We start from the raw sequence: 11,885 nt of genomic DNA, 5'->3' as shown, positions 1-11,885 counted from the left end.
GGCGGAGCCACTTGATCTTGCCCTTTTCGCGGAGGTTCTGGATTTCTTCCATGAGTTTGTGGGCGAGGCTGATCGGGAGCGGCATCAGTTCCTTGGTCTCGTTCACGGCGTAACCGAACATCATACCCTGGTCGCCGGCACCCTGCTTGTCGTCTTCCTTGCCTTCGGCAGCCTTGGCGTCAACGCCCTGGGCGATATCCGGAGACTGCTTGTCCATGGCGACGAGCACGGCGCATCCCTTGTAGTCAAACTGGAGGTCCGGGTTCACGTAACCGATATTCTTGATGGTGTTGCGGGCGACTTCCTGGAAGTCGACAACGGCCTTGGTGGTGATTTCGCCGGAAATCACGACGAGGCCGGTATTCACGAGCGTTTCGCAGGCGACGCGGCTTTTGGGGTCCTGCGCGAGGCAGGCGTCGAGGATGGAATCGGAAATTTGGTCGGCCACCTTGTCCGGATGGCCCTTGGACACGGATTCAGAGGTAAAGAGATAATGTGCCATTATGGCTCCTTGTGTTTTCGGCACCGAAAAGAATGTCGCATTTTTGAGCATTCCCAAGTGCCGAAAAAACGGGTTTATGTTTTCTATGCATAAATCTACAAAAACGCATAGACTTTGACAACTCCAAAAAGACACGCTTTGAGATTTTTTTGTTAAAAAGTCTATATTGTATAGGAACAACCTTTGATTGGCAATAGTGTATATGAATATTTCCGAATTTTCCGCCTGGCTGAACGGCCTGCTCGAACCGCAGGCCTTCAAGGACTACTGCAACAATGGCCTCAGTGTGGAGGCTTCCGACAAGGTAACTCGTGTCGTGACGGGTGTTTCTTTCCGTGACCGCCTGATTGATGCGGCCATTGAAGACGGTGCCGACTGCATCTTTGTCCACCATCCGAACGGCTTCTGGGTTAACGAGAACCGCGTCCTCGTCGGGAAGTTCGGGGAGCGCATGCGCCGCCTGATGCAGCATGGCATTTCTCTGTACGGCTACCACCTGCCGCTCGACGGCCAGCCGGAGTTCGGCAACAACGCGCTTATCGCGAAGGCGCTCGGCCTCAAGGTGGTCGAAGGGTTCATGGTCGAGGGCGAGAAGCCCGTCGGCTGGATAGGGGAGTTTGATTCCCCGGTGACCCGCGAGGAATTCGTCGCAATTGCAAACCGAGCCTTCGAGCATGGGGTCCAGAATGCCCTGATGTATGGTTCAGACTCCATTCGCAGGGTCGGCATCTGTAGCGGCAGCGGGGCGAGCGGCATCGAAGAGGCCGTGAAGCTCGGCTGCGACGCCTTTATCACCGGCGATATCAAGGAATCCGTCCCCATCCTGTGCGAGGAAATGGGCTTCAACCTGGTCTCGGCGGGGCACCACCGCACCGAGGTTTTCGGCGTCCGCGCCTTGGCCGAAAAAATCCAGAAGGAGCTCGGGATTCCCGCCAAGTTCGTCGACATCGATAACCCGGTCTAAAAGAGGACTTTTGCCCGCCGGGTAGTGCGAAATTTCACGAAAAAAAACTTTTTTTTAGTTTTTTATGCCCATTTTCAAAAAATGGTGTATATTCAAAATATATTCCAACATGGAATATATGTGTATGGAATAGAAGGATTTTATGAATAGATACGACCTTGTCCTTTTGGGGCTCATTCTTGAACACGAACGGAGCGGATACGATATCATTACCGAGGTCCGCGTTCGTGAGCTGGACCGCTGGGCTAAAATCAGCACATCTACCATCTACAACCGCCTGATTACGCTGGAAAAGAACGGCTGCATTGTCGGGCATGCGGAACGCGACGGCAACAGGCCCGAACGCATGGTTTTCAACATCACGGACAAGGGCAAGGAAGTCCTCCGCAAAGAAGTTTTAAAACACTTGACTGGTTTCAACGATGATCCGCGTACGCTCGGCTTTGCCTTCTTGTATGGTGCCGAGAACAAGGAACTCATCCGCACTCTCGAGGCCCACGAACGTCGCCTGGTGCAGGAAATCGAGAACCTGGAAAAAATGATTGCCGAAGAACCGCGCCCCACGCTCTACCCGGAAGGCCCGTTCCTCAACTGCATGAGCCGCGACCACATCCTTGTGGAACTCAAGTACGTGCGTGCCGCCATCGGCATTTTGCGCGACCCCATCCGCAACAAGAAACTCGACGGTTACTTCTATATCAACTTCGGCAACCGCGACTTCGAGAATTTTAATCAGAAGAAAGACTGAATGATTGATAATTGATGATTGATAATTGATAATTGATGATTGATGATTATCCTTTACTCATTATCCATCATCCATTATCAATTATCAATTGATTTTCTATATTTACCGCGTTAAAATTAACAACCCCCTCTCACGGAGATACAATGGCTACAAAACAGATCAAGAAGGCTCCCAAGAAAGTCGCCCCCAAGAAGGTTGCAGCTAAGGCTGCCGCCAAGTACGGCTACTTTGACGATGCCAAGAAAGAATACGTGCTCACCACCCCGGCAACCCCGATCAAGTGGTGCAACTATGTCGGTACTTTGAACTTTGGCGGTATTGTGGATACCACCGGCGGTACCCTGGTTTGCAAGGGTGACCCGGCCCTGAACCGTATCACCAAGTACATCGCCCAGATGCCTTGCTCTGACTTCAAGGCCAGCACGATTTATATTCGTGTGAAGAACGCCAAGGGTTACACTGTGTTCTCTCCGTTCGTGGTCCCGACTCTCACCAAGATGAAGAAGTGGGAATGCCACGTGGGTCTGTCTTACATGCGTTGGATTGCCGAATGCGAAGGCCTCCGCACGCAGGTGACGATTTTTGTTCCGACCGGCTCCAACACTCTCCTCCAGGACATCCAGGTCACGAACCTCGGTGGTGCCGCCAAGGAAGTGGACATTATCCCGGTTTATGAATTCAGCCACTTCGAAGCCGAAAAGCAGCTCACGAACGCCGACTGGGTGCCGCAGACCATGACCCTCAAGGGCCACTGGGAAAAGGACGGCCACGTTGTGCTCGAACAGTATGCTTACATGAAGCGCGATTTCGCCGTGAACTACGTGACCGCCAACTGCAAGGTCGGTAGCTTCGACGGTGACCGCCGCGTGTTCCTCGGTATGAACGAAATGGGCTCCTGGGCCGCTCCGCTCAGCCTCGCCAACAAGGAACTTTCCAATAGCGAATGCGACCGTGGCGACAACATTGCCGCTCTCATGATTCATGGTGGCAAGATTGCTGCCGGCAAGACCTTCCGCACCTGCACCCAGCTCGGTCAGGAACAGAGCCTCAAGGTCGCTGCCAAGGCTATCAAGAAGTACCGCGACTTGAAGAACGTCGACAAGGCTTTCGACGAACTCGCCGCCTTCTGGCAGAAGTACCTCGCCACGATTCAGGTGGAAACTCCGGATGCCGCGTTCAACTCCATGGTGAACGTCCACAACCCGCGCCAGTGCCACACCACCAAGAACTGGAGCCGCTACCTGTCCCTTTACCAGCTGGGCTACGGCACCAGCCGCGGTATCGGTTACCGTGACTCCAGCCAGGACTTGATGGGCGTGATGAGCCACATGCCGGAAGAAGCTCTCCAGCTCGCCAAGAACCTCCTCTCCGTGCAGCGTCCGGAAGGTAACGCCATGCACCAGTACGCTCCGCTCGCCCTCGAAGAAGACAACGGCAACGAAGCGAACGCCGGTGACTCTCGCGAAAAGAAGGGCGTGCTCGATGAAAACGGCAACCCGGCTTACGCCGACTGGTACGGCGACGACCATCTGTGGATTGTCCTCACTGTGGCCAACTACCTCAAGGAAACCGGCAAGATGGACCTCCTCAACGAAGAGATTCCGTTCTACGAAGCCGGCAAGAAGCGCGCCCAGCGTGAAAAGGGCACGGTGCTCGAACACCTCAAGCGCTCTCTCAACTTTACTCGTACTCACCTCGGTAAGCACAACCTCCCGCTCCTCGGCTTTGCCGACTGGAACGACTGCATGAACCTGCCGCTCGGTGCAGAATCCTCCTTCAACACGGGCCTCTATGCGAAGGCACTCCTTGAAATGATGGACATCTGCGAAGCCCTCGGCGATACCGCTTCTGTCGAAATGTACAAGGGCTGGTACGAAGACGTCAAGAAGGCGTTCAACGACAGCGCTTGGGACGGCAAGTGGTGGGTCCGCTGGTTCGACAAGCAGGGCAACGCCTACGGCACCAGCAAGGCCAAGTACGGCAAGATTTACTGCAATAGCCAGTCCTGGTCCGTGATTTCCGGCATCGCCAGCGGCGAACGCGCCGTGATGGGCATGGACAGCCTGAACAAGCTCCTCAACACCGCCAACGGCGTGAAGAGCTCCACTCCGGGCTACCGCGGCTTCGACCCGAACGTGGGTGGCATCTCCACCTATCCTCCCGGAGCCAAGGAAAACGGCGGTATCTTCCTCCACACCAACCCGTGGGTGATGATCGCCGAAACCATCCTCGGCCGTGGCGACAAGGCTTTCCAGTATTACAGCCAAATTAACCCGGCTGCCAAGAACACCAAGCTCGACGAGTTCGAATCTGAACCGTATTGCTACCCGCAGAACATCCTCGGTGACGAACACAAGCAGTTCGGTATGGGCCGTAACGCATGGCTCTCCGGCACCAGTTCCTGGACCTACCAGGCTGCTACGCAGTTCATCATCGGCGTGCGCGCCAGCTTCAAGGGCCTCATCGTGAATCCCTGCATCCCCTCCAAGTGGGACGGCTTCAAGGTGACCCGCAAGTTCCGTGGTGCTACCTACGAAATCGAAGTGAAGAACCCGAAGCACGTGTGCAAGGGTGTCGCCGAGATGATCGTCGATGGGCAGAAGATTGACGCGGATGTGGCCCCAATCTTCACAAAGGGAATCCATAAAGTGGTAGTAACCCTCGGATAATTTGAATTATAACCGTCGTGATACGGCGTTGCTCGCCCCCTCACGTACGTGAGTACGCTACGGGGGCTCGCGCCTAGTCTCACTCGGTTCTAATTCAAATTCGAATTTTTAGGTCCGCTTCTATTGAAGCGGATTTTTTGCTTTCGCTAGGCTCTCTGCGTTTCTCAAAAGAAGATGTCATCCCCGCGAAGGCGGGGATCTTCTCGAAACCTTTAAGGTCCGCCTCTCACGGGGCGGATTTTTGTCTATATCAAATGATTTTGAAATTAACTTGTTTGAAATTGTGCTGGGAATAATGGCTATAGGTTTGGCTTCTATATATCCCTGTTGATTGGCCTTTTTGTTGAACCGGATGATATAGAAAGAGACCTTTAAGAAGGCAACATGGGTTTTCTGCTCTCTTTAACGCTCTGTTTCATTGGTTAACCGGGAAATAGCTTGGTCGTTTCTCGTGCCTTTTTTCTATATTTAAGCCGGAAATTTTTTAAAAAGGATAGATAATGTCTATTAATTTTATTTCTCGTAGTGTGTTAGCCGTGGCCTTGGCTGCGGGGGTTGCTTCTGCACAGCTTCTCAATAGCAAGAGCATGGACGTGATTCGCGTCGAAAAAGTGGGTATTTCTGCCGGAAAAATCGACAGCTTGGCTCAGATGCTCGGTCAGCAGCAGGCTCCTGGCAAAAAACTCAGCGAAGAAATGATGACGCAGCTCCGCTATGCTGTGATTGACAATCTTGTGGGCCAGGAACTGGTCAAGCTCGAATGCAAGAAGCAGGGTATCAAGGTTTCTGCCGCCAAGGTGGACAGCGTTTCCAAGCTCTTCAAGGCCCAGTTCGGCAGCGAAGAAGTCTTCCAGAAGGAACTGAAGAAGTCCCACACGACTCCGGAACAGTTCCGCGTCAAGATCGAGGACCAGCTCAAGAGCGAAATCCTCCTCGAGAAGAATGTCCCGTACCCGAAGGATCCGACCGAAAAGCAGCGTGAAGCCTACTGGGAACTCAATAAGGGCAAAGTTCCTATAAACGATACTATCAGCGGTGCTCGCATCTTCATCAACACCAAGGGTAAGTCTGCCCAGGAAATCAGCGATGCCAAGGACATGCTGAAGGGTCTTGCCGCCCAGGTGCGTTCCAAGAAGGCTACGTTCGCCCAGCTTGCCGCTGTTTACAGCGACGACAAGGATGCCAAGAAGACCGGCGGTGTGATGAACAAGTTTGTGGCCAAGAACAAGGGTGACGCCTTTGCCAAGGCTGTTGCCAAGATCAAGGTTGGCGAAATGACCGATGTCATGACCGAGAAGGACGGCGTTTCCATCTTCATGCTCACTGAACGTAACGATGGCAAGTACGAGAGCTACAAGTTCCAGATTGACTACATCCTCCGCGTGCAGGCCGAGCAGGAACGCCAGATGAAGCTCAAGGCTTACCTCGATGGTCTTGGAAAAATCTACAAGGTGCAGTACATCGACAAGAAGTACCAGCCGCCTGAGGCCATTGGAGCCAATTAGTATTGAGATTGGGCGCCTGGCAAGGCGCCCTTTGAGGAACGACAATGTTTCAAACTACACACACCGGGCTTATCGAACTGCGCAGCCGCATAGATAAGCTCTGGGGGTATCTTTGACTTAGAGGCGAAGCAAGAAGAGCTTTACGTCCTCGAAAAGGATTCTAGCGACCCGGACCTGTGGAATGACCAGGAAAAGGCGCAGTCCATGATGAAAAAAATCGGCAACCTGCGTGGCCTCCTCGAATCTTGGAAGGAGGTTTCGCAGTCGTGCGACGATCTCGCCGAATTGTACGAGATGTCCAAGGACGAGGAATCTGCCGACCTCACTGCCTCCATCGAATCTGACATTGCCGCATTGAAGGCGCGTGTCGAGGAAATGGAATTCAAGAAGATGCTGAACGGGCCGGACGACGCCTGTGCTTGCCTCATGTCTATCCACCCGGGTGCGGGCGGTACGGAATCACAGGACTGGGCACTGATGCTGTTCCGCATGTACACGCACTTCTTTGAACGCGAGAACATGGACTTCAAGGTAGTGGACTTTCAGGAAGCCGAGGACGCCGGCCTCAAGAGCGCGACGATTGAGGTGACTTGCGAGAACGCCTACGGGTTGCTCCGTTCTGAAATCGGGGTGCACCGCCTGGTGCGCATCAGTCCCTTCGACGCAAACGCCCGCCGCCACACTAGCTTTACCGCCGTCTATCTTTATCCCGAGCACGAGGACGTGGAATTCGATTTGGACATGTCCGAGGTTCGCGTGGACACTTACCGCAGTAGCGGTGCCGGTGGCCAGTACATCAACAAGACGGACTCCGCCGTGCGCATGACGCACTTGCCCACGGGTATCATGGCGAGCTGCCAGACGGAACGCAGCCAGATCCAGAACCGCGAGACTTGTTACAAGATGCTCAAGACGATGGTGGCTGAGCACTACCGCCTCGAAGAAGAGGCGAAGCGCGATGCCCGCATGGCCGAGAAGAAGAAGGTTGAGTGGGGGAGCCAGATCCGTAGCTACGTGTTGCAGCCCTACCAGATGGTGAAGGACTTGCGTACCGGCGTGGAAACGTCTGACACCGCGGGCGTGCTCGACGGCAAAATCAAGCCGTTCATCAATGCGTATTTGCTAAGCACCAGCGAAGCGCAGAAGTAAGACCGCTCTTTCATCTAAAAAAATCCCCGGTTTTTGCCGGGGATTTTTGCATGAGATTGTCGCGCCTTTGGCGCCAAACTAAAACTCGCCGCTCATAGCTCACAGCTCAAAGCTCACCGCTACTTGCGCCAGACTCCGATAAGGCTCTTGTTCTTGCGCATCGTGAGCCAGAACGTGGGCCAGATAAGGATGAGGTCGCGGATGAGGCTCGTCCATGCTTCGGCCTTGTCCTGTGCGCCTTCGAGTTCGAAGCAGCCGCAGGTGATGCCGAGGTCGTTCCAGAGCGCCCAGGCGAGTGCGATGATAAAACTCACGAACATCCAGAAGATGGCGAACGCCGATTCCTTCACGAACGGAGTAAAGATCATGGCGAGGCCGAACCACAGTTCGAACTGCGGGTACACCAGTGCGAAGAAGTTATTCACAAAGTCGAGGTGCAGCGCCGAGAAGAACTGGTACTGCGCCACCAGCGTTGCGAACTGGTGCGGGTCCTGGATTTTGAAAATCGAGGCGAAGATGAACATGCCGCCGATGCCGATACGGCAGAGCGTCTCGAGCGCACGGATGGTGAAATCCTTTTGCAGCTTGAATGCGGGAATGATGAGGAGACCGCAGAGGGCGCATGCGCCGACACCCACGTGGATGTTGTAGCGGTAGGCCTTGGGCCAAATGTTGATGAGCCAGTCTTGGTCGGTAAACGTGAGGAAGGTTTCAGGGAAGCTGATTTCGGCGACGCCCACGGCGACAAAGAAACTTGCAACGAGGAGAATCACGCCCGCGATGATGGAGCGCTTGAGGTTCTGTTTTTCAAAGCATTCAATCATTGTTCGCCCCCTACAGAATATCCGCCGGTTTTTCCATCACGTCTTGCGTGCCGATCCAGTCGACAGACTTGTCGTCGCTTACGCGGACGTTGTTGATGATGGCGAGAACGATGCAGAAGGCTGCGATGCCAAGGAGTATAATCCAGTTCAATGATTTAAGATAATCGAGAGTGTATTTATAAAATTTTTGAACGAGTTCTTTCATGTTGTTCAATATACAAAAAAACAGGGCCCGCCAAGGCAGGTCCTGTTAAATCAAAATGATTTTTACGTTATGAGTTATTAGTGGACTCCGTTGCCGTCGGCCACGTCGCAGGTCACGGGCTTGCCGTTCACTTCGAGGGCGAGGGCATCGCAGAACACCGCACCGCCCTTGACGGAAAGCGCAATCTTCTCGAAGTCCTTCACTTTGAGCTCACGCGGTTCGCTCGGGGCTACACCCTTGAACAGGGCGCGGTCACCGGGCTTCGCATCGTCGGGGACGCTCACGAGCTTGCAGGTGTGTGCTTCGGCGTCGAGGTCGCCCGCAAAGAGCATGCCCTGGCTCATGATGCCGCGCAGTGCGCTCGGCTTGAGGTTTGCGAACAAGAGAATTTTGCGGTCCTGGAGTTCTTCGGCCTTGTAGCTGTTCTTGAGGCCGCTGCAGATGGTGCGGAGTTCGCCTTCGCCGGCATCGACCTTGAGCACGTAGAGGCTCGTGGCGTCCGGATGGTCGGCCACTTCCTTGATCTGGGCCACGCGCATGTCCATGGCGGCGGGCACGTCGGCGGCTGTCAGGGGCTTGTTCTGCTTGGGCTTTTGTTGCTGCGGCTGTTGCTTCACTTCTTCTTCGATGCGCGGGAAGAGCGGCTTGCCTTCGCCGAACACTTCGCCACCCTTCAGGATACCCCAGACAAGGTCGTTCTGGTCGGTGAACTTGCTGCCGAGCATGGCGAGACCTTCCTTGGACTTGGTCGGGATGACCGGCCAGAGCAGGCACAGCGAGAGGCGTACGGCTTCGGCGGAGACGAAGAGCACGGTCGCGAGTTCGTCCTTCATGGCGGGGTCCTTCGCGAGTTTCCACGGGGCCTTGACTTCGAGGTAGCGGTTCACGCTGCGCACAAGCGTCATGATTTCGTCGATGACCTGCGAGAGCTTGACTTGCGGCACCCATTCCATGACGTTCGTAATGACGCGCTTGGCAATCGTGATGACTTCGTTTGCGGCGTCATCCAGCGGGGCGGCAATAGCGGGGAGCTTGCCTTCGAAGTTGTTGAGGACCAGGCGGTGTACGCGGTTCAGCACGTTGCCGAGGTCGTTTGCAAGGTCGCTGTTGATGCGGCGGACAAAACCTTCGTGCGTGAAGTTCGCGTCCTGGCCAACGACCATCGCCGAGGCGAGGAAGTAGCGGAATGCATCCACACCGTACTTTTCCATGTAATCCATCGGGTTCACCACGTTACCTGCGGACTTGCTCATCTTGTCGCCGCCGTTCACGAGCCACCAGCCGTGGGCGAGGATGTGCTGCGGGAGCGGGATGTCAAGAGCCATGAGCATCGTCGGCCAGTAAACGCTGTGCGTCGTCAAAATGTCCTTGCCGATGAGGTGGTAGGTGGCGGGCCAAATTGGCGTGCCGTCCTTGTAAGTCTTGTGGAAAGCGGTTGAGGCGCTCACGTAATTGAGCAGGGCGTCGAACCACACGTAGGTCACGTAATCTTCGTCGAACGGCAGCGGGATTCCCCAGCTGAGGCGCGCCTTCGGACGGCTGATGCAGAGGTCGTTCAGCGGCTGGCGCAGGAACCCGCGGATTTCGTTCCAGCGGTAGTCCGGCACAATCCAGTCCTTGTGGCTTTCCAAAAAGTCAATCAACTTCTGCTGGTAAGAACCCATCTTGAAGAAGTAGTTCTTTTCCTTGAGCCATTCCACCGGGCGGTGGCTGATGGGGTCGCACTTGTTCTCGTCGAGTTCGTCTTCGCCGAAGAAGCGTTCCTCGCCCACGGAGTACCAGCCTTCGTATTCCTTGGAATAAATTTCGCCCTTGTCCCAGAGTTTCTGGAGGCATTCCTGCACGTAGGCCTTGTGCTGCGGCATCGTGGTACGGATAAAGAAGTCGTTTTCGATATCCATCTTTTTCCACAGGTCCTCGAAACGGTGGTAGTATTCGTCCACGTGCTCCTGCGGGGAGACTTCGCGTTTGGCGGCGGCGCGCTGTACCTTCTGGCCGTGTTCATCCGTGCCGGTCAAAAAGAAGGTCTGGTAGCCGATAATCTTGTGGAAGCGGGTAAGGATGTCCGCGAGGACGGTGGTGTAGGAGTGCCCGATATGCGGGGCGTCGTTAACATAGTAAATAGGCGTTGTGACGTAAAAATTCTTCATATGGCCAAATTTAAAAAAAATCCAGGAAAAGATTCCTGGATTTTTATTTGGAAGATAAATTCTTGGCCCTGTTTCGGGGCTTACATCACATTCCTTAATATAAACAAAATAATTTTTTAGTACAACTTACAAATGTAAAATTTATTTATCATTTAACTCCGAGTGGCGGTTTAGAGGCCCATTTTTTGCTTTTTTTTGCACATCTGTCCACCTTTTTTTTCATAAATATTCTAAATTTGCCCCCGTGACTGTTCGATTCATTGCCAAGGCGTGAATCACCCCACCCGCTCCTACGGGAGCATCCCCCTATGGCCGTCAAGTCTCCCAGGAGGCGCTAGTAAGATGGCCCCCAATAACAACACACATACAGTCACCCCGCTTGCAGGTTATTTTCCAGCCTGCCTGTGTGGTCAACCCTTACTTTATGAGGTGCCCAGATGGAAATAATCACACTCGCATGCACGCTCGTCGTAGTGGTGCTTTGCATTGTTATCCTTGCCAAGGTTAACAAGCTTCTCACGATGCTTCGTACTCCGATTTTCAAGAAGCTCACCCCGGACATGAACCTGAAGCCGGCTTCTCGCCGTCCTATCAGCTCCCAAGAAATGGCCCAGCGCGGTGAACGCAACAACAGGGAAAATCGTGGTGGCAAGGACCGTCCTAATAAGGACAATCGCGAAAATCGCGGTCAGAACAACCAGGCCCAGTCTGGTCGTGACCGTAACGAACAACGTCAGGAACGTGGCCCGCGCCGTGACCGCCGTGAAGGCCGTCCGCGTCGTGAAGCTGCTCCTGTGGCTCAGGCAGAACAGGCCGCTCCTGCTGTCGAGGCCCAGGCTCAGGCTCCCGCTGCCGCCGAAGTCCAGACGGAACGTCGTCCGCTTGCTCCGCGTATCCCGGTCGAAACTCCGGCCGCTCCTGTTGCCGAGGTCGCCCCTGTTGCCGCTCCTGCGGAAACTCAGGTCGAAGCCGTGGAAACCACATTTGATCCGACGAAGGTGCGCTATGGCCGCCGCAACGTGATCAAGAAGGCTCCGGAACTTTCCGACGAAGAAGCTTAATCGGCGAATTCGGGAAAACCCAAGCGAAATTAACCCAGCCCTTTAGGGCTGGGTTTTTTGTATAAAGAAAACTACCGGCTACGCCGGTAGTTCCGTAAAAGCCTTCTG

Annotated in this window: 10 protein-coding genes; 6 read left to right on the top strand and 4 right to left on the bottom strand. The window is 54.4% G+C overall.

What is annotated here, in order from left to right:
- A partial coding sequence (locus Q0Y46_RS14420) for an S-adenosylmethionine synthetase N-terminal domain-containing protein (protein WP_297948441.1) occupies positions 1 to 502 on the bottom strand: 502 nt, incomplete at its 3' end.
- A 202-nt stretch (positions 503 to 704) separates the two neighbouring features.
- Here Q0Y46_RS14420 and Q0Y46_RS14415 point away from each other — a divergent pair.
- From Q0Y46_RS14415 to prfB, 5 genes are all read left to right on the top strand, one after another.
- Positions 705 to 1,466 (top strand): Nif3-like dinuclear metal center hexameric protein, encoded by a 762-nt coding sequence (locus Q0Y46_RS14415; RefSeq protein ID WP_295684062.1) that lies wholly within the window; start codon positions 705 to 707, stop codon positions 1,464 to 1,466.
- Between the two features lie 142 nt (positions 1,467 to 1,608).
- Complete coding sequence (locus Q0Y46_RS14410; protein ID WP_297948436.1) at positions 1,609 to 2,214, top strand: PadR family transcriptional regulator; 606 nt, start codon at positions 1,609 to 1,611, stop codon at positions 2,212 to 2,214.
- Between the two features lie 143 nt (positions 2,215 to 2,357).
- Entirely contained in the window at positions 2,358 to 4,883 is a 2,526-nt protein-coding gene (locus tag Q0Y46_RS14405; RefSeq protein WP_297948433.1) for a glycosyl transferase, read from the top strand.
- Positions 4,884 to 5,383: 500 nt separating this feature from the next.
- On the top strand, positions 5,384 to 6,388 hold the full coding sequence (locus tag Q0Y46_RS14400) for a peptidylprolyl isomerase (RefSeq protein ID WP_297948430.1): 1,005 nt from the start codon (positions 5,384 to 5,386) through the stop codon (positions 6,386 to 6,388).
- 44 nt (positions 6,389 to 6,432) lie between these two features.
- Positions 6,433 to 7,537 (top strand): peptide chain release factor 2 gene (gene prfB / locus Q0Y46_RS14395; RefSeq protein ID WP_290961773.1). Its coding sequence is split into 2 segments (ribosomal slippage): positions 6,433 to 6,501 and positions 6,503 to 7,537, totalling 1,104 coding nucleotides; the frame shifts between segments, so codons are not numbered across the junction.
- Between the two features lie 119 nt (positions 7,538 to 7,656).
- Here prfB and Q0Y46_RS14390 read toward each other — a convergent pair.
- The 3 genes from Q0Y46_RS14390 to metG form a co-directional block, all read right to left on the bottom strand.
- Positions 7,657 to 8,361, bottom strand: coding sequence for a MauE/DoxX family redox-associated membrane protein (locus Q0Y46_RS14390; protein ID WP_295680845.1), 705 nt, complete (start codon positions 8,359 to 8,361; stop codon positions 7,657 to 7,659).
- 10 nt (positions 8,362 to 8,371) lie between these two features.
- On the bottom strand, positions 8,372 to 8,566 hold the full coding sequence (locus Q0Y46_RS14385) for a hypothetical protein (RefSeq protein ID WP_295680842.1): 195 nt from the start codon (positions 8,564 to 8,566) through the stop codon (positions 8,372 to 8,374).
- A 77-nt stretch (positions 8,567 to 8,643) separates the two neighbouring features.
- Positions 8,644 to 10,716, bottom strand: a complete 2,073-nt coding sequence (gene metG / locus Q0Y46_RS14380; protein ID WP_297948426.1) for a methionine--tRNA ligase — start codon at positions 10,714 to 10,716, stop codon at positions 8,644 to 8,646.
- 437 nt (positions 10,717 to 11,153) lie between these two features.
- Between metG and Q0Y46_RS14375 the strand changes: the two genes are divergently transcribed.
- Positions 11,154 to 11,777, top strand: coding sequence for a hypothetical protein (locus Q0Y46_RS14375; RefSeq protein WP_295680836.1), 624 nt, complete (start codon positions 11,154 to 11,156; stop codon positions 11,775 to 11,777).
- Positions 11,778 to 11,885: the final 108 nt, after the last annotated feature.

The organism is uncultured Fibrobacter sp. (assembly GCF_947305105.1).
Taxonomy (GTDB): domain Bacteria; phylum Fibrobacterota; class Fibrobacteria; order Fibrobacterales; family Fibrobacteraceae; genus Fibrobacter.
Note: the sequence above shows the minus strand (reverse complement) of the source record. Positions and strands in the feature narration are given on the sequence as shown.

Coding starts and splice junctions, on each gene's coding strand:
- Q0Y46_RS14415 (WP_295684062.1), top strand. CDS start 705: ATGAATATTTCCGAATTTTCCGCCTGGCTGAACGGCCTGCTCGAACCG.
- Q0Y46_RS14410 (WP_297948436.1), top strand. CDS start 1,609: ATGAATAGATACGACCTTGTCCTTTTGGGGCTCATTCTTGAACACGAA.
- Q0Y46_RS14405 (WP_297948433.1), top strand. CDS start 2,358: ATGGCTACAAAACAGATCAAGAAGGCTCCCAAGAAAGTCGCCCCCAAG.
- Q0Y46_RS14400 (WP_297948430.1), top strand. CDS start 5,384: ATGTCTATTAATTTTATTTCTCGTAGTGTGTTAGCCGTGGCCTTGGCT.
- Q0Y46_RS14390 (WP_295680845.1), bottom strand. CDS start 8,361: ATGATTGAATGCTTTGAAAAACAGAACCTCAAGCGCTCCATCATCGCG.
- Q0Y46_RS14385 (WP_295680842.1), bottom strand. CDS start 8,566: ATGAAAGAACTCGTTCAAAAATTTTATAAATACACTCTCGATTATCTT.
- metG (WP_297948426.1), bottom strand. CDS start 10,716: ATGAAGAATTTTTACGTCACAACGCCTATTTACTATGTTAACGACGCC.
- Q0Y46_RS14375 (WP_295680836.1), top strand. CDS start 11,154: ATGGAAATAATCACACTCGCATGCACGCTCGTCGTAGTGGTGCTTTGC.